Origin of the sequence: Mesonia sp. K7, from assembly GCF_003233725.1 — a bacterium.
GTDB lineage: Bacteria > Bacteroidota > Bacteroidia > Flavobacteriales > Flavobacteriaceae > Mesonia.
In genome coordinates, this window is sequence record NZ_QKQV01000013.1 from 1 (window position 1) to 22977 (window position 22977).

Genomic DNA, 22977 nt, shown 5'->3' on the forward strand with positions numbered 1-22977 from the left:
AATGTAAATTTACACCAACTCAACATCTAAATATTAAAATATAGCTATCAAAAAAGAGTCAACCTATATCAGTATAACACAAAAATGACGAAAAACATACTTTTATTATTCCTTTTAATTACAATCAAATCGTATTGTCAAAAAGTCAATATTTCGGAATTGAATGGAGATTGGATAAAATATAAGATTGAGATGAAAGACGGCAGTAGTTTAATTGACCGTTTCTTGACTGACTCTTCTTACGTTAATTACACTTTCAAAAAATTGGAAATGTGTACTAATGGAAATCCAACTCATAGAGTAAATGAGATTTGTTTTCCATTCTCATTAAATCAGAACTTTATCATAACATCTTCAACTTCTGGCTACGAAATAGAAAGAGTAAAAAATGACACACTGATTCTCTGTGAAAGAATAAACGGAATGGAAAACGATAAATTAAAGAGATTCTATTTTGTTAAACAACAAAAATTATTCAATGAAATTAAAGAGGAAAAAGGAGAAAGTAAAAATCAAGTTGCAAATGAATTTTATACACCAACTTTAAAGTCGAGTTTAATGCTTGAACTGAACAAAGCTTTTAAGAAAAAACACAGCAATTTTAAAACTAAAGGAATTATAAAAATAGATTTAAAAAATAAAAATATAAGTACTTCAATAAATTATACTAACACAAATGACTCAAGTAAAATTGAGAGAATTAAAAAAGTGATAAACAAATCATATAGACTTTGGAATTTAAGTAAATTCAAACACCTTGATACGCTAGAAATGCCATTCGTATTAAAAGACGAAAAAACAAAAACATTTCGTGGAATTTCAATGAAATTTTTTACCGATTCTTTCTATCAATTAGACCATTTTTATGGTGGAGACACAAGAGTAATTCAAAAAGCTGGAGATTATTTCAATAAAGGAATAAGGTCTTATCAAAATAAAGATTATGAGAGTTCTATTAAAAACTTTACTAAAAGTTATGAGTTAGACCCAAAAAACATAGATGCGCTTTATAACAGAGCTGCTATTTACTATGAAACTGGAAAACTGGAATTAGCCTGTAAAGATTGGAATGAATTATCAGAACTTGGACAGAAAAGAGGAATTGAATTATTAAAAAATAACTGTAAAAAAACTACCTACAACAATGGCTATAAGTAATTGCTTGTTCTCGCCTACTTCTGAAAATCCTCGCGGATTTTCAGTTAGGTGTGTACTTGCAAAAGTTAGTGCTAAACCACGCAACTACTCATAGCCGAGACCGTTGGCAACAATTAAACAGGACTATGAAAAAATCAACATTAACTAATCTAATTGTACTTTTACTGTGTTGTTTATCAACTCAATTAAAAGGTCAAGAATCTTGGATTGACACTTCTATTCATAGTGGATTAATTGAACTGAAAACTGATTACACTTTTAAAATTTTGGTTTCAAATGATTCAATTAAAACCACAACAGAGACTCTTAACAACCTTAACAAGGCTAAACTATATTTTGACAAAATTTTTCAGACTGATTTAAATTTTGTTGTCTTATTTATAGAAAATAGAGAGTGGAGTAAATACGCTTATTTTCCACCACCTGGTTTACCTCAAGCTGGAAAAGGAAATATAATACTTGGACTGGATAAATCAATAATTTCAATGGAAGTGGAAAAAATGATTTCCAAATTACCTGAACAATATCTGGCTTCATTAAAACTTGTTTATGGAGCAAATATTAATTTAGACCTATTTTATCGAGAGACCTTATCAATTCACGAATTAGCTCATCTTTATCATTTTAAAGAAGGAACTAAACCTCAAAGAAAATGGTTGCAAGAATTATTTGCGACATTGAGTATGTATTCTTTCATAAAAGAAAAATTGAATTCATCTTACCCGTTGATGAACACGTATCCTGAATTCGTAATACAATCTGGAGATAGAATGGTCGAATTTAAAACTCTCAATGATTTTGAAGAAAAATATGTCCAAAAGCTAACGCCTCAAAACTATGAATGGTTTCAAATGCAACTTTATCAAAACGCAAAATCAATATTAGATTCAAATAAAACTGATATTTTAATAAAACTTCGAGAGTTTTTAATAAATACAGACTTAAGTAAAACAAAAGTTCTTACTGACTCGGAATTATCAACTCGATTAGAAAAAGAAGTTGGAAAAGAAATAGCTGATATTTTAACTAACTGGAAATATAAATAACTGGTAACAACAAAGAACTGAATTAAAAAGCAAGCAATTCTAAGCTAATTTTGAAACAAAGTTTTCATCGTATGGTAATCCAGATTTTGCAATAGCAAAAGCTTGTTTAAGTAACTTGTTTGACACTGCTATTAAAGCTAATTTTTTGCTCTTCCCTTTGGCAACATTCGTTCATAAGTCTCTCTACAAGCCTTGTTATGTTTACAGGCCGAGAAGGCACATAAAAACAAAAGATTTCTTAACTTTTTGTTTCCTACTTTACTTATCCTGCTTCTACCTCTTACACTACTTCCAGACTCTCTAATTGTTGGGGTTATCCCTACATAGCTGCAAAGTTGTGATGCGTTTTCAAACTTCTTAAAACCATCAGTTACAACGATTAAAAACAAAGCGGTTTTTACGCCCATTCCAGGAATGCTCTTTAACAAGGTCAATTGCTGTTGCTGATCTTGTTTCACAAGTTCCAATAACCTTGATTCTATGCCTTTCACCTCTTTATCCAAATGTTTTAAATCTCGTTGCAATGACTTGTAAACATACTTTGATGGAACTCCCAATGCCATTTCTCCATGAAGCTTGTTCTTGGTCTGTGTACGTTTCTTTAAATAGTTGTCCAACAATCTAAAGAGTTGCAAGCATTCAGTTTGGACATCTGTCAAAGCACTATACATCGGCAATTCGTTCATCGTGCCATAGGCACAAATAGCTTTTGCATCACTCTTGTCTGTTTTTACCTTGCCCAGTTTCATCTGTATAAAACGTTTAACCGACAAGGGATTGACTACAGATACTGCTACATCGTTGTTATATAAAAACTGTGCTAACCTGTAATGATAATATCCTGTAGCTTCCATAACTACCAAGGCATCTTTTGGCAATAATTTCAATAAACCTTTAAACCCTTTTTCATCATTCTTTAATTGAAGGTGACCGGTAGTTTGGTAGTACACATCAAAGACATCCTTACTAATGTCAATACCATAAATTTTTATATCTTTATTCATAATAACTGTATTTGGAAAGAATAGTTTACTTTACTTTCAACAACTTAAAATCGAGATCTAGGTCTCACAGAACTGAACGAAATTTAGGTAGATAAAGAGAGGGATTATCAATGTTGTCGAAGTCTAACGCTTCACCGTATATCATAACCTTAATCCTCTCTTTGTTCTTTCTGATTTAGATTATAAATTTAATAAGAATCAAACTTAAGACGTATATCGCAAATTGCTTCGGTTTTCCCAAGCGGACAATCCTTCCGTCAACCAAATGTTTTAGCTTTTTACTATCTTAGTCCAAGTTCCAACGCAACTTGGACTGATATATAAAACCGTTGTGCGTAAGCTGTGAAAAATAACCCTCAAAAAATGAAATACAGTAAAGACGATATATTACAGATGCTGATTTCTCAATATCAATTTCAAATTGAATTTGACCCAGTTGTTGTTAAAGGAATGGATTTTGATTTCGAAAGCTCAATCTTTGAATGGATAGATGCTTGTGATTTGGTTGACCCAATAACATTGGCAAAAATCTACCACAAAGAATTTAGAATTGATAGACCACTTTCTGAATTAGAAAGTATTTTAAAAGACGAGAATAACAGAACTGTATCAGACTTTTGTGAATACATTTCTAAACACGCTAAAAGAGAAAATATTGAACCAATAAAATTATTGGGACAGAATTGCCAAACCGCATCAATATTCAGAACATTAAAACAAAATCTGACTGAAAAAGGAGCTGACACGACTGAATTAAAGCCAAGTTCTGAAATCAAACCATTTTTTCTAAAATATGGTAGTATTTTAATTGATGAAGTCAATAGAATTGCGCCAGGGACAATATCTGAATTTGAATATAAATCGCATAAATTTTCTCGGATTGGACGAAATATAATGTTCATCGGATTCTTTGCTATGATTGGAATATGGTGGGTTTGGAATTTTAATTGGTGGCTGATTTCACCAATAATTCTTGGAATTATAATATTCCAAACTGGAGACAGAAAACAACCAGAAAAATTAAATCTTGGTGGATTTCAAAACTTCCGAGAATTGATTTTTGGAATGGAGAATAAATTAAAAAAAGCCAGCACATAACAATGGTTATAAGTAACTGCTTGTTCTCGACTTCTTCTGAAAATCCGCGAAGATTTTGCTTGCGCCAGTTCGCTGCGCTCGTGTCAGTTTGGTGCGTACTGGCTAAGTTAAGTGCTGACCCACACAACTACTCATAGCCGAGACCGTTGGCAGTAATGTAACAAAACCACGAATCTATATGATAAACCGATTTTTACAAGCCAAACATTGGCAATTATTCATTTTAATGTTCGGACTTCCAATTATTTTTCAAATATTCATTATGACTTCAATGTTTGCTGATGTTGACGCGAATGGAAATCCAAACCCAGAAACATTTTTTAATTTCTTTAAATTGTTTCCTATAATTATGTTTTTATATACGGGCCTATTTTATGGATGGTTTTGGTCAATTGCTAATGGGTTACAGAAATTTATACCAGCTGAAAATCGTTTGAAATTGAAAAAATTTAGAATATTCTTCTTTATACCGCTGATTTATATACTATTCTTTGTTGTGATTATTGGAACCACTTTTTACGGTATTTCTACTGGAGATAATGCTGTTGGTGGAATTGTAGGAAAAATGCTTTTTGTTATTTTGCCTTTGCATTTATTTTCAATGTTTTGTATGTTCTATCAATTATACTTTACCTCAAAAACAATCAAAACTGCTGAATTGAAACGAAAAGTCACCTTTAGTGATCATATGGGAGAATTTTTTATGATTTGGTTTTTTCCAATTGGAATTTGGGTAATACAGCCAAAAATAAATCGAATAGTAAATGGAGAAAACACTACTGACAAGAATGTATAACTGCAATTGCGGCTTTGTGTCCTGCGGACACAACCGCGCAAGCATAAAAGTCAGGATTTTTAGCTATCTTAGTCCCAACTCGACCGCAACTTGGATCGATATACAAAACCGTTGTGCGTAATTTTACACCGTCCTAAAAACAGGCTACACAAAATGATAAAATTGATTAACCTAATACTCATGTTGACCTTAAACTTTTCCTGCGTTGAAAATAAATCAACAGAAGGAGAAACTAATAAATCGGAAATTGTGAGCACCTCAAAAACTGACACTCTTAAATTTACCTCAGGGATTCGCTCCATTTTTCAAGACAGCAAAGGAAACTATTGGTTTGGAAGTATTAAAGAAGGAGTTGCGGTTTACAATGGTGAAGCATTCAGCTACTTCACTACTAATGATGGGTTAACGGACAATCAAATCCTTTCCATTCAAGAAGACAAAGAAAGGATTATTTGGTTTAATACTCAACAAGGAGTAAGCAGTTATGATGGAGCAAAAATCAAAAATCACACCAAAACTGACTTAGAAAAGCCAAAAAATATTTTTCCAGATCAAGGTAATGAAGTATTCCAAAGCCAATGGATGAAATTAGATAATGACCTTTGGTTTGGAGCATGGATTAATGAGGGAGTTTATAGATTTGATGGGCAAAACTTAAATTATTTGGCATTTCCTCTTCATAAAGTCCTTAACCTTTATGATAATTTATTTGCGGTAACAAGTATATCAAAAGGAAAAAACAATATGATATGGTTTGGTACTTACGCTGGTGTTTTTGGCTATAATGGAAACGAATTTGAAATTATCAATGATGAAACTTTAAGTTTTGATAGGAATATCGCACCTCTTCATATAAGAAGTATTCTTGAAGACTCTAAGGGTAGACTTTGGATTGGGAACAATGGAATAGGTGTATTGCTAAAAGAAGGTGATTCAATTATTAATTTTTCTGAAAAAAAACAATTAATTCATCCTACAAGCGGAAGAAAAGGCGATAAATCAATGCCTGGTACTCTTGAACACGTCTTCACAATTGCAGAAGATAGTAAAGGAAATATATGGTTTGGAGACAGAGATGCAGGAATTTGGAAATATGATGGTGCAAAAATGACTAATTACACAAAGAAAGATGGACTAACAAATGATAATGCTTTATCCATTTTTGAAGATAATAATGGAAAATTGTGGTTTGGTATGGCAGACGGAAATGTATATCAGTTCAATGGAAAAACATTTGAAAAGCAGTTTTAAAATAAAATACGAACGCAGAACAATGTATGTGACGTAATGCTCCCTTAACGGTCGCACTACGCATATACTTACCGTTGTGCGTCATTTGAAAAAAATCGAAAATGAAAATTGAATCAACTTCAGCTAATGGAAATTTTGAAATTAAAAACAATGGAAAAAAACTATTGGAATTAATATATTCTAATTGGTTTGCCAGCAATGCCCAAACTTCCTTTAATTCTATTAATATAGAAATTAAACCCAAAAGCATTTGGCAAAACAAATTTGACATTTTAAAAAATGGAATTAACAAAGGAGATATTTCATTTAATTGGAAAGGAAATGTTATTATCAAATTGGAAAACGAAAATAAAGTTCAAAACCAATATTTACTCAAAGCTATTGGTTTTTGGAAACTTGGATTTGAACTAATTGACGAAAAGGAAAATAAAATTCTGTTTCTAAAACCAAATTTTAACTGGAAAAAAGTCAACTATAATTATGAAGTTGAACTTAACGACCAAGAAGAAAACAAAGAATTAATAGAATTATTAATATATTCAGGCTTTGGAGCAAATCTCTATATGACTATGATGATGGCGGGATAAAATGCTAATAAAAACTACACACAACAATGGCTATAAGTAATTGCTTGTTCTCGCCTACTTCTGAAAATCCTCGAGGATTTTCAGCTTGACCGCCCGGTAAGCGTTTGAGGTATGTTTTTTAATGGAAGTGTCAAATGTTGTAACAAAACCATAGGCAAAACCGTCGCCTATATATAAAGCCACTCCATGAACAGAATTTTAACATCCATCACGCTATTGTTTTTTATAAATTTCGGATTTGCCCAGAACGGAAAACTAATCTCGAAAAATTTAGTTGATATTGCTAACACAGCTATTTGGGATAGAATTACGCAAGACAACAAATTACAAGCTGATTTTGAGCATCTCAAAAAATTGAATTTTTATATTATTACCTATAAAAGTGACCACCAGGAAATTAGAGGCTTATTGGTCGAACCAAAAAAAGACGGAAAATATCCCGTTGTAATTTTCAATCGTGGCGGGAATAGGGATTTTGCTCCATTAACACTTGCCACTATGGTAATGTACACCTCCAAATTGGCAGAACAGGGCTATGTAATCATCGGTAGCAACTATCGAGAAAAAGATGAATTTGGAGGAGTAGAAATTAATGATGTGCTGAATTTAACAGAAACCGTCAAGGAAATTGAAAAAGCCGACCCGAATTGTATAGGAATGTTCGGTTGGTCAAGAGGCGGCATGATGACCTATTTGGCGTTACAAAAATCGGACAAGATCAAGACAGCTATTGTTGGAAATGGAGCCTCCGACTTGTTTGACACGGTCAAGTTTAGACCGATAATGGAAACTAATGTGTTTGCTCAATGTATTCCTGATTACTGGAACAATAAAGATTCAGAATTAAAAAAGAGGTCAGTTATTTATTGGGCAGACGAATTGGCTAAAAATAGTAGTCTTTTAATTTTGTGCGGAACAAACGATAAAAGAGTAAACCCAAAACAAGCGGATAAAATTGCAGAAAAACTATCTGAAATCAATTATGATTTTGAATTAAGAAAATATGAAACAGACCATTTCTTTTCAGGGTATAAAACAGAACTGAACGCACTGGTAATGGAATGGTTTGACAAACGATTAAAAAAATAAAAGCTGTGGACCTATAGCTACTTGTCCGTCTGGTAGGCGTTTGAAGTATTTTTTAATAGAAGAGCTACATGCTCTAATAAAATCATTCTTAAAAACCCTGTCCACCAACACAAAAAAGAAATCGTGACAAGACCAAAATCCTATTTGAAATGACCAAAATGGATTGCCCTTCGGAAGAAAACCTTATCCGGATGAAATTGGATGCGTGAATTTAGATTGAAAAAAGAGTGGTCTTTTTCTATTCAATGGTTTTCATTTTACGACCAATTTCCCCACCTCTATAGGTATTGGCTACAATCAGCACCATATACCTTCTAAAAACTCAAAAGTATTCCCTCAGGGAAAACCCTGAAATCGAATTTCCGTGATTGCCCCGAAACAAGCTTTTCTATAAGGGGCTAATTTTGTTCTCTAAACTTTAATAAAATACATAACACTTAGAGACGATGAATTTAAAACCGACATTTCTTGGCATTTTAATAAGTTTTGGGATTGCCTTTTCTGCCCAAGCACAAAAAGAGACCCATATTGGAGCAATGCTCGCTTACGGAAGCGAAATTGAAAACATCGGTATTGGGGTCAATGCCGAATTTCCAATGATGGAAAACCTGAGCATTTCCCCGTCCTTTATTTATTATTTCCCAAAAGAAGAATACGGCCTGAAAGTAAACTGGTTTGAAGTAAACGCCAATGCCAATTATTATTTTGTCAACCAAGAAAACATGGGGGTTTATGCCCTCGGAGGCTTAAATTACAGTAGTGTAAAAGTGTCTTATGACGATGCTTGGCTGGGTAACTATTCTGCTTCAGACGGACGCTTTGGGCTAAATCTTGGAGGTGGGGTCAACTTCAAAATTGGTGGAAAAATCACTCCTTTTGCCGAGCTTAAATATGTCATTATAGAAGAAGGGCAATTGGTGGCCGGTGCTGGAGTAAAATTCAGCCTATAATCTTTTATCTGCAAAAATTTAATATAAATCAAAAATCATAACAAAATGAAATTACCTATTAAACCCATAACATTTTTAAGCCTGTTTTTTTTCAGCTTCATTTTTTTGACTGCTTGTAGTACTGATGACGATAGTTTAGACGAACCTATTGAGGAAATACTACCTCCTATCGTCTTAGATTGCAGCTATTTTAGCGAAGACCGTGTATTGGAAAATGACCTAGAAAGACCTGTAGATTATATTGTTCCTTGCTGGGCCAACGTACAGGGAAGCTTGAAAATAGAACCCGGCGTAGTCATCGAATTTGAAAACCACGCAGGACTACGTATAAACCTCGAAAGCAATATTTTTGAAATAAAAGGAACGGCAACCGACCCTGTTATATTAACAGGAACTTCTAAACAGAAAGGTTACTGGCGGGGGATTTTCTTAACGGAAGCATACAACCTCAATAATATCATAGAACATACCGTGATAGAATATGCCGGTTCGCAAGACCTCACAGGTTCTTCTCCTGTGTACGAAGGTAGTTTGGCCATTAGAGGCGTTTCGAGCACAACCCCACAAGCCATAACCTTAAACCATGTAGAAATAAGCAATGGGGGTAGCCTTGGATTGGATTTTCACAGAATCGAAAAAAATGCCACGGTAACAACTTCCCACCTCACCATTACAGGAAATGAAGGTGTACCCGTAAAAGTTTCGGCAGAGATGGCCCATGTGTTTGACAATACCTCTTCGTATAGTGGAAATGATTTAGATTTTTTCAATATTACAACGGATCATTATGAAATAGAAGACCAAACTGTTACCTGGCAAAAGTTAGACGTACCTTATTTGGTAGATGGTCGGGTACACGGTAAGAAAAACGGTCATTTAACCATTGAAGCGGGAGTAGAAATGCAGTTTAAAGCCGGAGCATATTTACAATTTTCCCCTCTGATGCCCAGTGAAAGCACGAGTTTTAAAATTCAAGGAACAGCCTCAGAACCGGTACACTTAAAACCTTATAACGGTACGAATTGGGGTGGAATATATTGGGGCTATACAAACGAAATGAGCAGTATTGACTATGCGATTATTGAAAAAGCTAAAGGCGATTTTCCAGTAGGAAATATTGAAAACACTGGAGCAATATATTTGTGGGCAAATCCTCACTTAACAGTTACCAATACCATATTTAAAGATTTACAGAATTGTGCTTTCTATGAAGGAACAGGTTATGATTTTGAAAACCTCTCCATAACCAATATTACATATGAAAACGTAGGTGGAGAATTTTGTACTCCCTAATCTTCCAATTTAAAGTAAACGGCAAGCTTGTTTTATGAGTTAGTCAGTGGCTTGCCGTTTATTTTTTAATCCCTTTTGATAAATTTTAAAAACCATGCAGAATTTTAAACAAATACACATTTTTAGCCTATGGCTTTTAGCATCACTTGCGCTATTTTCTTGTAGTAAAGACGACGATGAAAATGAAACTCCTGGCACTACAGTAAACATTGAAGATGGCCGCATTGCCTTTGAGGTTTCAGGCTTTGAGAATACCTTTATGGAAGGTGATGTCGTTTATTACCTCAACAATCAGTACGATATTAAATACTTTCAAATAGCTGACAATGAAGCCATCACTCATAATGATGCAATGTGGCACATCACTTTTGAGCAGAACTCTAACAATGAGATAGCCTTGCCGGAACCTGGGGAGTACCCCATTGTTCAAGGTTTGACAGATACCTATGACCAAACCTCCTTTAACGCGACCATCTCAGCATGGACGAATGTCATGACAGAAACGGGAACCACATTTGGAGGGAATAACGGAGCGGTAACTGGTACACTTACCATAGTAAGCAATACAGACGAAATCGTAAAAGGCACTTTCAGTTTTGAAGCTTTTTCTTCTGAAGGTGAAAAAATAACCGTAACCAACGGTCAATTTGCGGCACCAAAAAACACTTGGTAAATTTTATTTAAACCTAAAAAAAATGAAAACAAACCTATTACATACCGTTCTACTGCTTATTACCTGCATTTGGTTAAGCAATCATAAGGTTTGTGCTCAACATATAGACAAAGAAGCCCTTATAGGTACTTGGGAAATAGAGGGCACGATGATGGGCGATAATGGAGAAGGTTGGGTCATGCCCCATCAACAATCTGCTCCCGATTGCGGAAAAGACCATAGTGTATTTTCTTCAGATGGAAACGCTAAAGAAGTAAAGTACACATCAACTTGTGAGCCTAAAGAGCAAATCCTTCAATGGGAATTAGAAGGCTCTAAATTGATCCTTTCAAAAGGAGAAAGAAGGATCACCTGGCATTTATTAAGTTTAGAGGACGGTCAACTAAAAGTTGGCATACAAATGCGACCAGATTCTGAACGGAAAATGTACGTAGCTTATAAAAAACAAAATTAATATTACCTAAAAACCTTATAACAATGAGACATATACAATTATTCCTGTTTGCCCTATCCGTAATGAGTTTAGGTGTTTTTTCTGCTTGCTCAGACGATGACACCAACGGGTCAGGTGCTATGATCGACGAAAACGAACACACTTATAACATCGAGATAGCCGGAGGTGAAACCTTTTCAGGGAGTGTTCCCAAAAATACAGGCGGTTTGTACTATCCAGTTTCCTATATTGAATACAACGAAGAGGTAGGCAGTAAAATATTAACAGGCTTGCTGCAAGACGCTGGAAAATTTCAATTTGGGATAGGTTTGGCGCTGGATAATAATAACAACCCCAGCATTCAAGGTAGTGGACCAGGATTAACATTCGGTGAGTGGGGTGTTGAAGATAAATATCGACCGGTAGGTAATATTAATATGGACCTAGAAAATTATCAAGAGCACAGCATTTCTTTATATGGAGAAGAAGCTACTGTGGCATCATATACCTTAAGCTTTAGCGGAAAGTTTAAATTAGGAGCCGAAGGCGATGAGGTAAACGTAACCGGAAAAATAGGGGTTGCCGCTCCCTAAAGAAAAATTATATCACATATTAAAACTTAATCAAGTGAAAAATAAAACAAACAGACCAGTAAAGACTTTAATTTGTACAGCATTAGCTATGATGGTAGCCCTAAGCATAAGTTGTTCGGCTGAAGATGGACAAGACGCTATGGATGGTGCGACTGAACCACAAGGACCCGCGGGAGAAGATGGCCAACACGGACAAGACGGCAATGCCAATGTGGTTGCTTCCGATTGGTTTCAAGTACAGTATGACGAAATGAGTGGTGCCAATCCACCCACTTGGGGAGTGATGAGTTTTCAAAACGATGATATTCCGGAGGTAGATTTAGAGGAATTTGTAGAGACTGGCGGCGCGCTCCTTGTCTATGCAAAATTGTATGAAGGGAGTGATGAAACTGATTACATGATTTTATCTACACCAACCACTTACGGAAACTTAACTTTTATCAGCGGTTTTCGTAATACAGCAAATGGGGTAACCCTGGCAATTCAAATCGAAAGCGCTGATGTGGCTTCTCTTGAAAACATTCCTAATTTAACTTTTAGGTATGTATTGGTTCCGGCAACTACCACACAAGCCTTCGGCCTTGATAGCGATAAGTTGCCCAAAACGTTTAACGAGGCTGTCACGCTTTATGGATTGGACCGATAAATAGCCTTTTGATTACCGAAAGATTATCAATTATAGATCAACTGTATCTGTTTAAAAAGAACTAACTTTATCATTCGTTATGATCATAAAATGAGTATGATGAAGATTTTGCTTGCAGACGACCACTTTTTGGTGTTAGAAGGATTGGAAGTTTTATTGTCCACTTTTGAATTTGTGGAAAAAACATACAGCGTATTGAATTATATGGAGCTGAAAAATAGTTTAGGTAAAGAAAACTTTGATGTTTTATTGCTCGATATTCATTTTGGCAAACACGATGGCAGGGAAATAATTGGAGCATTAAAACAGAGAGCCCCTCAGATGAAAATTATTGCCCTAACCAGTCATTCTGATTCGGCAACCATTAAATCATCTGTAAACGCTGGTTTTGACGGATATCTATTAAAAATTGACAGTAGAGAAGCTATAGAAAAAGCACTTAAGGCTGTAACCCATGGCGAGCACTATTTTAGTCCTAAAACACAGCAAACCTTTTTTGAAATGAACACCTCCAAAAACAATACCGCCTTAACGGAAAGGGAAAAACAGGTCCTGGAACTGATTGTAAAGGAAAAAACCACCAAAGAAATAGCCGAACAACTTTGTCTGGCAGAAAAAACAATAGAAACACACCGGGCAAATATTATGCTAAAACTAGATGTGAAAAACATTGCTGGAATGGTTAAAAAAGCTATTATGCAGGGTCTGGTTAGTGTTTAAAACAGAATTAAACCATGAGGAGAATAGTGTTAATTTTTTCGTTTGTCTTTTCATTTACCTTTGTTCATTCGCAGAATCGGGTAGAGAATGTTTCTGTAGGGCCAGCGTTTTTAAACTTAATAGACGAATTAGATAGTTGTATCACTTCCGAAGGATTAAATTGTATTGAAATAGCCGATAAAATCATTGAAAAAGGAAAGCGGGAGCGTGTTGATTTTATGGATTATCTATACGCTAAAAAAGCTTATTACTTTTTGACTCGAAATGAGTGGGATTCTGTCATAACCTATGGGAGATTAGCCCTTGAAAATCCGCATCCGGTAGAAGAAGAACGATCAGATATATGGACTTATGGCCATTTAGTTAATGCTTATTATTATAAGGGAGATTTAGATACTGCTATAGATTGTTGTCTTAAAATGGCAAAGATACTCGAAGACGGAGGCGATCCAATAGAACTAGGGCGTGTATATTCAAACATTGCCATTTTATTAGCACAATCCAATAACACGGAAAAACAAATAGAGTATTTGCAGAAATCGTTTAAGTTGTTAGAGGAAAATGAAGATAAGGGGTTTATTGCTACTGCTGCCAGTAACTTAGGACTTGCGTATTTACATAAAAAAGATACGATAAACACAAAAAAATGGTTAGAAACGTCTTTAGAGCTAGCAGAACTGTCAAATGATTTGGTAGCAAAAACACAATCAAATTACATTTTATCTACCATCGAAAAAGACTTAAATAAGTCTTTACAATATTCGGAACTATCCGTCAAATATGCTGACGAACTCAAAGACAAGACCAGTCAGTCTAACGCCTATTACATTCACGCAGATAATTTGTATAAACTCGGAAAATCAGATGAAGCTATATACTATGCCGAACGGGCCGTAAATCTTGCTCAGGAAATAGGTAATAAACCCTCTTTGCTCCAAGCTTACAAAACCGCAGCCGGAATTAATTATGAGTTTGGTAAAAAAGTAAAAGCGGCAGATTATTTTAACTCTTATGTGATTTTGAATGATTCTATTTCTTCGGCAGAAAAAGCAAGGGAAATTAACGAAATCAACACCAAATACGAAACCGAAAAGAAAGAGAAACAACTTGTCGAACAGGAATTGAAAATCCAGCAACAACGAGCCAACCTATTCTATGCCATTTTAGGGGGAGCATTATTTGTTGTTGTTTTTGGTGGAATCTTTATCTATACTCGAAAAGCACAAAAACTAAAACTAAAGCAATTACAACAAGAAAAAGAGAACGCTATTTTAAACTCCTTTATTTTGGGTGAAGAACGGGAGCGAAAACGTATCTCACAAGAATTACACGATGGTGTTGCGGCAATGATTGGTGCAGCTAAAATGAGCCTTGAGTCCATCCCGCACCTAGCACAAGAAAAACAGCAGGAACAACTTTCAAAAGTGCGAAGAATTTTAGAAAACACCCACGCCGATGTGCGGTATATTGCTCACAACCTTCTCCCAACCGTACTGGAAAAAGAAGGCTTGATAAAAGCGACCTCCCATTTTGCATTTGAAATAAATGAAACCAAACTGGTCAATATTTCCGTAACCGACAACAACAGTAATGCCCAAGAGCTTTCTCCTCAATTACAGCTGATGCTGTTTAGGGTCATTCAAGAGTTGGTCAATAATATCATCAAACACTCACAGGCACAAAAAGCGGAAATTATATTTAGTAACAGCCCAAATGGTTTGCAAATTGAAATCTCAGACGACGGTATAGGTTATGATGACACCGAGGGTACAGGAAATCAAGGCTTATACAGTATTACCAAGCGATTAAAATCTATAGGGGGTAACTTTAAAATAACTAAAGGGAAGTCCGGTGGTACACAAGCCAAAGTAGTGGTTACGGTATAGAAGTAAATAGAAAACTTGGGTTGAAGCTAGCTTAGCTTCTATTACTAATGGTTTTCGTCTTAGCTTGCAATGGGCTTAAGCTTCTTTTTAAAATCATGAGATACGAAAAGGAAGTTAAGAAAACCCTGGAGGATCTATATTAAATACAGCAAATCGTTTTCTTATATATCAAAAGAGAGAAGTTAAAGAGATGTTTTTGTACACTATAAACATTCATGCGGCTTTGTGAGCGAAGAGGCATTATACACAACCCTACTTCAACAAAAAAGACGAAAACTATTTAATTTTCGTCTTCAGGTTTACGGAATTCGAAGAGGTGCTTTTCTAAAAATTTCCGCTGCCTTTCCACCATTTTTTGTCTGAGTTGATCAATGGCCATAAAATCGTTTCCAAAATCACTTTCGAAAAAACGATCATTAAAAAAGCGCCTACTAAAGAGTGAATCTTGAGTGAAGCCTTCATACCCTTCATTTTCATATTCCGAAAAAAGCTTGAAGAAGGTAGATTTAAAATGTTGGATCAAACTATCGGTGTCTGTCGAAGATAGATCGTCGATCGTGTGGTGGGAAGACCAGGAATAAATACTGTCATACCTTATTAAATTTCCGTTTTCATCAAATTCCTTATCCACTTTCCATGTTCCTTTAGGTTGTTTCATGACTTTTCCCTTAGTTTCTTTTATCTCCAATGGTTTTTCATTTTTTTGTCCGTTGCAGCTGATGCTCAACAAACCAACCATACCTAATAAAACATACTTTTTCATCACTTTGGTTTTTAAGTTAAACTTCTCTTGGATGTAGGCAAAAATGTGTTGAAGAGTCCACCTGCTTCTATGGTTTTTATCAATTTATGCTGATGGAATATGTCATGTTTTCGCTTACCTCTTTTATACCAAACACATTCCAGGTAAGCATCATTATCCACCATACCAAATAGGAAGTCTTTCTTTGGAACATATTTAAGCACTTGCATTTTGGGAGCACTAGGCTTTCCTTTAACTTTTACCCAATCTCCCGCTTTAAATTTTCTTGACATAACTATAGGGTTTTAAAGAATTCAACGAGATGAGTAAGAGAATGCTGAAAACATCAGCATTCTCTTTGCTTTTTACACTAACATGTAGAGAAGCAATTATGAAATTTTAATGCTTCTGGCAGGTTTTTGTTTTGCTTCTTCTTTTTTTGGTAAAAGAAGGTTTAAGATACCATGATCATAACGGGCATTAATTTGATCATCATCTACACTTTCAGGCAGATTAAAGGTTCTTTTGAAAGAGGAATAACCAAATTCTCTACGAATATAATTTTCTTCTTTATGTTCAGTTTCTGCCTTGGCCTCTGTAGAAATAGAAAGGACTTGGTTGTCAAGGGTCACACAGAAGTCGGACTTCTTTAGACCTGGAACTGCCATTTCTACGATAAAGGCATCAGCTGTTTCTTTAATATTCACTTTAGGTAAGGTAATGCCCGTATTAAAGTTGGAGGCAAATACTGATGGTAAATCTCTGTTAAAGAGATCATCAAACCAATTAGACAATGATGGGAAGTTTTGATTTGAATTAGTGTTTACTAAACTTCCATTCTTAGGAACATTAACTAAATTGCTCATAACAATAAAATTTTAAATTAAACATTATTTCAAACTTGAAATCTTTCTCGATTTCGAGAGTTAAGGAACAAAAAAAATACCAAAAACGAATAACATATAGTTTATGATAATATTTCATTATCATGGGGTGTAATTTTGTCATAAATATGAATGATTGTCAGATTTAATCTAAATTAATTGTCATATTCTAATTAGTGCTATGGCAGTAATCTATAGCTCTAAATTTACAATATCAAGTAAACTAAACCTGTAGGGTTAATTCGATTAGTATTCTACGCTTGCTGCCGCACAAATCAGCTTTACGCTCTTATGTTTCCCTGATAATTCCGCTAAATGATTACATTACCTATTTCAGGATGACACCATTTTTATTTCCTAAAAAAGAAGGTATTATTTATATTTAGTCATTCAAAGAAAACAACCCTAAACACCACGAATGTTTCACAGACTTGTTGACTTTTTTCATAAGCAAATTCCTTTTGTCGCATCCTTCCAAAAGAAAGTATTAGTAGGTTTTATCATAGGTGCCGTTTTAGCTTTTGTAATCCTGTTTTTGGAACCTTTTAACACCAACGAATACGAAGCAAATCATAGAACGCTCCTGCTTTTAGGTTTTGGAGCGGTTTGGTTTTTGGTTTACCTAGTTTACAGTAGCCTGGAAAACATATGGTACGCCAAAACCAATAAAGTTTGGAAAGTCGCTGATGAGGTGATCTCCTTATTGGTGTTTTTGCTCATCTCAGGAACGGTGATTTACCTTTACAATGCTAAAATCATCAATGGGTTGGATTATTCCATCACTGCCCATGGGCAGTATTATAAAAATATTGTCAGCGTATTTATCCCTATATTTTCTCCTTTGCTCTTCTACCTGCGAAATCAGTGGGGTGAGCGTCTTGTGCCCATTTGTAGTAGTGCCGCCGTGATTACAGGGGCCAATAAAAACGAGGTCCTTCAACTAGAGAAAAAAGACTTGCTCTATATCAAGGCGGTTCAAAATTATATTGAAATATACTTTTTGGATAGCGATAAAAACAGTGCCACAAAGACATTCAGGCAAACACTTACCGGAGCACAACAGCAATTACCTTTTCTAAAAAAATGCCACCGGTCTTTTTTGGTAAATGAGCAGCAGATCAAAGCGGTTCAAGGAAATTCCCAAAAGGCAAAAATTATATTTGAGCATTCGCAAGAAGAAATACCCCTTTCCAAAACCTACTACAAAAAATTTTAAAAAGCATCTGATTTTTCCATCAACTTATCATATTTCTTTTATGAGTTATCGGTTGGTCAAAAAAGCAGGTCGTTTCATCACTTTTTGTTGTTCCTATTGGCATAGCTGCTTTTCTTTGGTCAATCAATGATCATCAAGCTTGTACAACTTTCAAGAAAGAAGTACACTTTATTCCTTAAAACAAATTAACCATGCGAAAGAAATATTACCTTCCTTTGATACTGGCCTTTATTTTTACCACCATTGCGACAGGGCAAGAAAAGTGGCTCATCAAGCACCCGAATGCTTTTGAATATTACCTTACGACCGATATACAAAACGGAAAAATCATTGGTCAGACCCGAAACAATGCTTTAAAGGATATCGTGGGTAGCTTTAAATTTCTGATGGCCAAAATGGCAACGACAGTCAAATACCCAGAAATTATTCATTTTGAAGGTTCTCTCTCCGGCAATACCTTTCAAGGGAATTTACAGATGGTTTTTAACCAAACCCCTTTTCAAGGGGAAATAAAAAGCGATTCCATCGTGATTAGTATTCCGCAGGAAAATGGTACAATGACTACCATCTCTGGAATTAAGGTCGAAAGGATCAAGCCTATGAGGAACTATAAAAAGACCTTCGAGAAAATTTTTGAACTGACCGAAGCGCACCTATACCATCAAGCATTTTTACAAACCAAGGACTGGAAGAAGTTTAAAAATAAAATGATAGCCTTGAGTGATAAAATAAACGACGATTTAGAATTGCAAATTGCGCTGGCTGCCTTTGCACGGGATTTTCCTTTTACCCATTATTACATACATAAGACAAGCGAAAACACACAGCAAGCGGCGACTTCAGATTTTGCCACCCTCAAAAAGATAGACAATCATACGGGAATGCTCAACATAAAAGGTTTTTACGGAACAAAAAAAGAGATGGATAGTTTGATTAACCTCATAGCACAAGAAAATTTTAAAAATCTAATCATTGATTTGCGCAATAACCCAGGAGGGCATTTAGAGGCTGCTTTTCCTTTAGCGGAATACCTCATCGATCAACCCATCGTGGCAGGGGTATTTCCGAATAAAAACTGGTACGCTGCATTTAATCGGGTGCCTACCCAAACGGATTATTCAAAATTTACGGAGTTCACAGGAGGAACTTTAGAGGAATGGTATAAAAAAGCGGCAGAAAATTATGGGGCATACTATAAAGTGATTCCTTCTAAAAGACACTTTACGGGAAAGGTTTATATTTTGACCAATACCCATACAGCAAGTACCTGCGAACCCTTGGTTTTTGGGCTACAATATCACCGAGATGCTATTATAGTTGGGGAGCGTACGGCAGGCGCTATGCTTTCAGCCAAAGCTTTTGAAGTGGAAGCGGGTGTTTCCCTGATGATTCCGCTAAATGATTACATTACCTATTCAGGCAAGCGAATTGACAAAAGTGGTATCCAACCGGATATAGAAATTGAAAGTGATCAAGCAGCGGCCTATGTGCTAAAACAACTAAATATAAGGCATACCGAAGACTAGTAAAAAACTACGGCTGCTCATTTATACTTCCCCTACATAGACACTTACGGAAGCTCTTTTTTCTTCCGTACGGGCATAGCCCACCCAAAGATGTAAGTTTGAAAAATTAGCCCATTTTTGATGAAGCTTTAGAGTTCCTGTACCGTCTACCCGTCCAGCAACCTTGGGTATGAAATAAAATAGGTGGGCAGCCTCATGGTAAAGTACTGCAAATAAGGGATCGTTTGATTGGGCGAGCGCTTGCCCGAGTTGTGGTTCCCAAGTCAGTACTATGGTATCGGTCACTGGTCGTTGTGCAGTTACTTGTTCGGGTGGGCGAAGCTCCCCATAACTCATCAAACATTTAGCGTAGTCGATGGCATAAGCTTTTTCCATGGGTTTTAAGGCATGCCGTAGGTAATAGGATTTGATCTGGTGAAAAGCAAGGGAATTTTGCCGCAACGGGAAATAGGTTTTGGACAAAATATTTTGTAATGGCTTTAAAAAATGCATGACCACTTTCATCTTGTTCTGCTGTAGTTGCTGTAGTTGTGAAACTTTTTTGTGGGAAAAATTAGGAAGACTACTAAGGTAGATGCCATACTTAGTCTTTTTAAATACCAAACCACCTGCTTTTCCAGAAATCTCCCCTAAAGGACTTTTAATTAATCTTGCCATCATATCATGTTTTAAAGTGATGCGATAAAGCTATAGGGAAAATACGTAAACCAAGTAGGGTTTTTCCCTACCATAAGTAAGGATAAAGCATACCTGAACCGTTGCTTCTTCGATGCTAAGCCGTAGTTCCCCCGTAAACAGGGACTTTTTACGGGCTAGCATCGAACCAGTATCGCGTTAGCATCGGGTTAGCTATAGGGTTGGTAGGGCTAAGACTAAGCTCTTTCCTAAGGATGAATAAAGGGAGGGTAGTGACTAATACCTTATTGGTGAAGGATTATGGTTTGATTAATTTTTAGGAAGGAAGCCCATTATTGGTCATTGAAATATTCAACAAGCGTATCTGTATTTGAGTGAACCCGATTTTAAGATCATTCTTGTATAAATTAGTCATAGAAAATTCAAGAAAATGGGCTGAAGGGAGCGTGATTTAAAATCAATAGACAAACCCAGAAGGTAAAAAAGCAGATTTCTTATCATAAAGTAACAAGTGTTACAGAGAAAGCACAAATTTTAAATTAATTTAGGGGAAAATTGATGTTTTGAAAAAATCATACCTGTATAGTTTGCTGTTTTTGAAATGCCCACAGTGTAGGCATGGAAATTTATTGATGGCACATCCTTACAAACTCTCGTATACGAATAAAGTAAGAAAAAAATGTCCTAAGTGCTCTTTAAACTATCATATTGAACCCGCATTTTACACCGGGTCAATGTATGTGTCTTATGCCGTTGGTGTGGCTATTGCTGTGGTGATTTTTGTAATGAGTTACGCCATGGGTTTAGCTAAAAAACCGTTAACCCTATTTGTATATATTTTGCTAGGCTTATTTTTATTAATGCCTTATATTGGGGCAGTATCAAAATCTATATGGGCGCATTTTTTTTTAAAATATAAACCGGAAGTCGCCAAGCGAGTTGACCATGATTCCAGAACTTAAAGCACATTACGGAAGCTTTTTTGAGCCAGCGCTCCTAGAAGAGATCAATCAGGTAGGGACTTTTACAGAAGTTCCAGGAGGTAAAGATTTATTAAAACCGGGACAGTATATCCGGTCTATGCCCCTTCTACTTTCTGGAAGTATAAAAATTTTACGACCAGATGGTAATGGAGACGAATTGTTACTCTATCATCTTGAACGGGGCGATACTTGTGCAATGACCATGACGTGCTGTTTGGGCGATACCAAAAGTGAGATTCACGCCATAGCAGAAACACCTGCAAAACTCTTAATGATTCCTATCCATAAAATGGAAGAATGGTCCAGTAAATATAAAAGCTGGAGGAATTTTGTTTTTTCAAGTTACCATAGCCGCATGATGGAGTTACTGGAAAGCCTAGATAATATTGCCTTCAATAATATGGATGAGAGACTGGATAACTATATCCAAGAAAAGATAAAAATATTGAATAGCAAGCATATCTATACCACCCACAAAGAGATTTCTCAGGACTTACATACCAGTCGTGTGGTCATTTCCAGACTACTGAAGAGGATGGAGAACGATAAAAAAATTAAATTACACCGTAGTTTTATTGAAGTGCTGTAACATCGGTTACAAAAACTTAGGTGATAGACCAATACATTTGCCCCAAAGAAATTGACAGATGGATTTTTTTGAAATTTTAGGCTTCTTAGGGGCTTTGGTCATTGGTATTGTACTGGGTTTAATAGGTGGGGGTGGTTCTATTCTTACCGTGCCGGTCTTGGTTTATGCACTCGCTCTTAATCCAGTAATCTCAACGGCTTATTCTTTATTTGTTGTGGGTTCAACTGCTTTGGTGGGTGCCCTCAGAAATATGGCCAAAGGAATGGTTGATTTTAAAACGGCTATCGTTTTTGCCATTCCAGCATTTATTGCTGTTTATCTTACGCGTGCTTTTTTGATTCCGGCTATTCCCGAAGAATTATTTGAAATTGGGGGCTTAATGATTACCAAGGAGCTGGGAATCATGCTCTTTTTTGCGGTCATTATGCTATTGGCCTCCCTTTCAATGATACGAAATAAAAGCGCAAACCATCTGGAAGAAAAAGAAGTCCAATACAATTATCCGGTGATCGTAATTGAGGGCGTTGTCGTGGGAGCCATTACAGGAATAGTAGGTGCTGGCGGTGGTTTTTTGATTATTCCAGCTTTGGTATTGTTGGCAAAATTACCTATGAAGAAGGCTGTCGCCACCTCATTATTAATCATAGCGGTTAAATCACTCATAGGTTTTGTAGGGGACATTCAAAATCTTGAAATCGATTGGCCATTTCTGCTACTATTTACAGGTATTTCTATCATAGGGATCTTCATAGGAGTATGGCTTAATAAATTTGTAGATGGTAAAAAACTGAAGAAGGCATTTGGGTGGTTTGTGTTGGTAATGGGTATTTTTATTATTTACAAAGAGTTGAGTAAATAGCAAACATGCTGAAATAGTAGCTCGATAGCATCGCATATTCATTTTGAGGATGCTGGAGATACTTGGTCAAACAATAATTTCTATGGGTGGGTAATGCTTTCGTTACATGTATATGTCTTGTAAAACACCATGTTGAAGCGAGAAACAACGGGGCTTCATAAAGGACTTGTAGAGGGTATTTTAACATACTTCTCAATTTATTTTTCTTTTAGTACATTGCTTTCAATTCAAGTAATAGCTGAGGTGCTTTTGCCACGGGCAATTATTTTACTTTTAACCAGCTGAGTAATCGCACTACTAAACCATACTGAAAAATTGT

Annotated in this window: 24 protein-coding genes and 1 pseudogene; 20 read left to right on the forward strand and 5 right to left on the reverse strand. The window is 35.7% G+C overall.

The genetic code is table 11. The annotated features are described in order from the left end of the window. Positions 1-159 precede the first annotated feature (159 nt). Entirely contained in the window at positions 160-1158 is a 999-nt protein-coding gene (locus DNG35_RS09620) for a tetratricopeptide repeat protein (RefSeq protein WP_158524888.1), read from the forward strand. A gap of 125 nt (positions 1159-1283) precedes the next feature. Further along, positions 1284-2204 (forward strand): hypothetical protein, encoded by a 921-nt coding sequence (locus DNG35_RS09625; RefSeq protein WP_111128526.1) that lies wholly within the window; start codon positions 1284-1286, stop codon positions 2202-2204. Positions 2205-2243: 39 nt separating this feature from the next. Here the strand turns inward: DNG35_RS09625 and DNG35_RS09630 are convergent. After that, a pseudogene (locus DNG35_RS09630) lies at positions 2244-3208 on the reverse strand (IS110 family transposase). Positions 3209-3571: 363 nt separating this feature from the next. On the opposite strand from DNG35_RS09630, the gene DNG35_RS09635 reads away from it, so the two are divergent. From DNG35_RS09635 to DNG35_RS09695, 13 genes are all read left to right on the forward strand, one after another. Further along, a complete protein-coding gene (locus DNG35_RS09635; RefSeq protein ID WP_111128528.1) occupies positions 3572-4306 on the forward strand; it encodes a hypothetical protein in 735 nt (244 codons plus the stop codon). Between the two features lie 178 nt (positions 4307-4484). Continuing rightward, complete coding sequence (locus DNG35_RS09640) at positions 4485-5102, forward strand: hypothetical protein (RefSeq protein WP_146228856.1); 618 nt, start codon at positions 4485-4487, stop codon at positions 5100-5102. Between the two features lie 180 nt (positions 5103-5282). Continuing rightward, positions 5283-6353, forward strand: coding sequence for a two-component regulator propeller domain-containing protein (locus DNG35_RS09645; RefSeq protein WP_233494478.1), 1071 nt, complete (start codon positions 5283-5285; stop codon positions 6351-6353). Between the two features lie 101 nt (positions 6354-6454). Further along, the gene (locus DNG35_RS09650; RefSeq protein ID WP_111128538.1) at positions 6455-6940 is read left to right on the forward strand and encodes an aminotransferase; all 486 of its coding nucleotides are present in this window, start codon (positions 6455-6457) and stop codon (positions 6938-6940) included. A 186-nt stretch (positions 6941-7126) separates the two neighbouring features. After that, entirely contained in the window at positions 7127-8029 is a 903-nt protein-coding gene (locus DNG35_RS09655) for a S9 family peptidase (protein WP_111128540.1), read from the forward strand. A gap of 446 nt (positions 8030-8475) precedes the next feature. Further along, complete coding sequence (locus tag DNG35_RS09660) at positions 8476-8979, forward strand: outer membrane protein (protein ID WP_111128543.1); 504 nt, start codon at positions 8476-8478, stop codon at positions 8977-8979. Positions 8980-9024: 45 nt separating this feature from the next. Beyond that, positions 9025-10272: a hypothetical protein gene (locus tag DNG35_RS09665; protein WP_111128545.1), complete on the forward strand. Its 1248-nt coding sequence runs from the start codon at positions 9025-9027 to the stop codon at positions 10270-10272. 94 nt (positions 10273-10366) lie between these two features. Continuing rightward, positions 10367-10945 (forward strand): hypothetical protein, encoded by a 579-nt coding sequence (locus DNG35_RS09670; RefSeq protein ID WP_111128548.1) that lies wholly within the window; start codon positions 10367-10369, stop codon positions 10943-10945. A 22-nt stretch (positions 10946-10967) separates the two neighbouring features. Next, the gene (locus tag DNG35_RS09675) at positions 10968-11399 is read left to right on the forward strand and encodes a lipocalin family protein (RefSeq protein WP_111128551.1); all 432 of its coding nucleotides are present in this window, start codon (positions 10968-10970) and stop codon (positions 11397-11399) included. A 23-nt stretch (positions 11400-11422) separates the two neighbouring features. After that, on the forward strand, positions 11423-11971 hold the full coding sequence (locus DNG35_RS09680) for a hypothetical protein (protein WP_146228857.1): 549 nt from the start codon (positions 11423-11425) through the stop codon (positions 11969-11971). Positions 11972-12005: 34 nt separating this feature from the next. Continuing rightward, entirely contained in the window at positions 12006-12617 is a 612-nt protein-coding gene (locus DNG35_RS09685; protein ID WP_146228858.1) for a hypothetical protein, read from the forward strand. Positions 12618-12716: 99 nt separating this feature from the next. Next, complete coding sequence (locus DNG35_RS09690) at positions 12717-13337, forward strand: response regulator transcription factor (protein WP_233494479.1); 621 nt, start codon at positions 12717-12719, stop codon at positions 13335-13337. 14 nt (positions 13338-13351) lie between these two features. Then, a complete protein-coding gene (locus tag DNG35_RS09695; RefSeq protein ID WP_111128560.1) occupies positions 13352-15223 on the forward strand; it encodes a tetratricopeptide repeat protein in 1872 nt (623 codons plus the stop codon). 280 nt (positions 15224-15503) lie between these two features. Here DNG35_RS09695 and DNG35_RS09700 read toward each other — a convergent pair whose 3' ends face one another. The 3 genes from DNG35_RS09700 to DNG35_RS09710 form a co-directional block, all read right to left on the reverse strand. Then, positions 15504-15986 (reverse strand): hypothetical protein, encoded by a 483-nt coding sequence (locus tag DNG35_RS09700; protein WP_111128696.1) that lies wholly within the window; start codon positions 15984-15986, stop codon positions 15504-15506. Positions 15987-15997: 11 nt separating this feature from the next. Continuing rightward, on the reverse strand, positions 15998-16258 hold the full coding sequence (locus tag DNG35_RS09705) for a hypothetical protein (protein ID WP_111128563.1): 261 nt from the start codon (positions 16256-16258) through the stop codon (positions 15998-16000). Between the two features lie 96 nt (positions 16259-16354). Further along, positions 16355-16831, reverse strand: coding sequence for an Hsp20/alpha crystallin family protein (locus DNG35_RS09710; protein ID WP_111128565.1), 477 nt, complete (start codon positions 16829-16831; stop codon positions 16355-16357). A 436-nt stretch (positions 16832-17267) separates the two neighbouring features. Between DNG35_RS09710 and DNG35_RS09715 the strand changes: the two genes are divergently transcribed. Then, the gene (locus tag DNG35_RS09715; RefSeq protein WP_111128568.1) at positions 17268-18065 is read left to right on the forward strand and encodes a LytTR family DNA-binding domain-containing protein; all 798 of its coding nucleotides are present in this window, start codon (positions 17268-17270) and stop codon (positions 18063-18065) included. Between the two features lie 191 nt (positions 18066-18256). Beyond that, positions 18257-19591 (forward strand): S41 family peptidase, encoded by a 1335-nt coding sequence (locus tag DNG35_RS09720; protein ID WP_111128571.1) that lies wholly within the window; start codon positions 18257-18259, stop codon positions 19589-19591. A gap of 21 nt (positions 19592-19612) precedes the next feature. On the opposite strand, the gene DNG35_RS09725 is transcribed toward DNG35_RS09720, so the two are convergent. Next, positions 19613-20248 carry a DUF6266 family protein gene (locus DNG35_RS09725; RefSeq protein ID WP_146228859.1) on the reverse strand — a complete coding sequence of 212 codons (636 nt, stop codon included), beginning with the start codon at positions 20246-20248 and terminating at the stop codon, positions 19613-19615. Between the two features lie 611 nt (positions 20249-20859). Here DNG35_RS09725 and DNG35_RS09730 point away from each other — a divergent pair. The 3 genes from DNG35_RS09730 to DNG35_RS09740 are packed head-to-tail and all read left to right on the forward strand — an operon-like array spanning position 20860 to position 22658. Beyond that, positions 20860-21189, forward strand: coding sequence for a DUF983 domain-containing protein (locus DNG35_RS09730; RefSeq protein WP_111128575.1), 330 nt, complete (start codon positions 20860-20862; stop codon positions 21187-21189). Further along, the gene (locus DNG35_RS09735; protein WP_111128577.1) at positions 21173-21799 is read left to right on the forward strand and encodes a Crp/Fnr family transcriptional regulator; all 627 of its coding nucleotides are present in this window, start codon (positions 21173-21175) and stop codon (positions 21797-21799) included. Before DNG35_RS09730 ends, DNG35_RS09735 begins: the two co-directional genes overlap by 17 nt. 58 nt (positions 21800-21857) lie before the next feature. Beyond that, complete coding sequence (locus DNG35_RS09740) at positions 21858-22658, forward strand: sulfite exporter TauE/SafE family protein (RefSeq protein WP_111128579.1); 801 nt, start codon at positions 21858-21860, stop codon at positions 22656-22658. Positions 22659-22977 lie beyond the last annotated feature (319 nt).

Coding starts and splice junctions, on each gene's coding strand:
- DNG35_RS09625 (WP_111128526.1), top strand. CDS start 1,284: ATGAAAAAATCAACATTAACTAATCTAATTGTACTTTTACTGTGTTGT.
- DNG35_RS09635 (WP_111128528.1), top strand. CDS start 3,572: ATGAAATACAGTAAAGACGATATATTACAGATGCTGATTTCTCAATAT.
- DNG35_RS09640 (WP_146228856.1), top strand. CDS start 4,485: ATGATAAACCGATTTTTACAAGCCAAACATTGGCAATTATTCATTTTA.
- DNG35_RS09645 (WP_233494478.1), top strand. CDS start 5,283: ATGTTGACCTTAAACTTTTCCTGCGTTGAAAATAAATCAACAGAAGGA.
- DNG35_RS09650 (WP_111128538.1), top strand. CDS start 6,455: ATGAAAATTGAATCAACTTCAGCTAATGGAAATTTTGAAATTAAAAAC.
- DNG35_RS09655 (WP_111128540.1), top strand. CDS start 7,127: ATGAACAGAATTTTAACATCCATCACGCTATTGTTTTTTATAAATTTC.
- DNG35_RS09660 (WP_111128543.1), top strand. CDS start 8,476: ATGAATTTAAAACCGACATTTCTTGGCATTTTAATAAGTTTTGGGATT.
- DNG35_RS09665 (WP_111128545.1), top strand. CDS start 9,025: ATGAAATTACCTATTAAACCCATAACATTTTTAAGCCTGTTTTTTTTC.
- DNG35_RS09670 (WP_111128548.1), top strand. CDS start 10,367: ATGCAGAATTTTAAACAAATACACATTTTTAGCCTATGGCTTTTAGCA.
- DNG35_RS09675 (WP_111128551.1), top strand. CDS start 10,968: ATGAAAACAAACCTATTACATACCGTTCTACTGCTTATTACCTGCATT.
- DNG35_RS09680 (WP_146228857.1), top strand. CDS start 11,423: ATGAGACATATACAATTATTCCTGTTTGCCCTATCCGTAATGAGTTTA.
- DNG35_RS09690 (WP_233494479.1), top strand. CDS start 12,717: ATGAAGATTTTGCTTGCAGACGACCACTTTTTGGTGTTAGAAGGATTG.
- DNG35_RS09695 (WP_111128560.1), top strand. CDS start 13,352: ATGAGGAGAATAGTGTTAATTTTTTCGTTTGTCTTTTCATTTACCTTT.
- DNG35_RS09700 (WP_111128696.1), bottom strand. CDS start 15,986: ATGAAAAAGTATGTTTTATTAGGTATGGTTGGTTTGTTGAGCATCAGC.
- DNG35_RS09705 (WP_111128563.1), bottom strand. CDS start 16,258: ATGTCAAGAAAATTTAAAGCGGGAGATTGGGTAAAAGTTAAAGGAAAG.
- DNG35_RS09710 (WP_111128565.1), bottom strand. CDS start 16,831: ATGAGCAATTTAGTTAATGTTCCTAAGAATGGAAGTTTAGTAAACACT.
- DNG35_RS09715 (WP_111128568.1), top strand. CDS start 17,268: ATGTTTCACAGACTTGTTGACTTTTTTCATAAGCAAATTCCTTTTGTC.
- DNG35_RS09720 (WP_111128571.1), top strand. CDS start 18,257: ATGCGAAAGAAATATTACCTTCCTTTGATACTGGCCTTTATTTTTACC.
- DNG35_RS09725 (WP_146228859.1), bottom strand. CDS start 20,248: ATGGCAAGATTAATTAAAAGTCCTTTAGGGGAGATTTCTGGAAAAGCA.
- DNG35_RS09730 (WP_111128575.1), top strand. CDS start 20,860: ATGGCACATCCTTACAAACTCTCGTATACGAATAAAGTAAGAAAAAAA.
- DNG35_RS09735 (WP_111128577.1), top strand. CDS start 21,173: ATGATTCCAGAACTTAAAGCACATTACGGAAGCTTTTTTGAGCCAGCG.
- DNG35_RS09740 (WP_111128579.1), top strand. CDS start 21,858: ATGGATTTTTTTGAAATTTTAGGCTTCTTAGGGGCTTTGGTCATTGGT.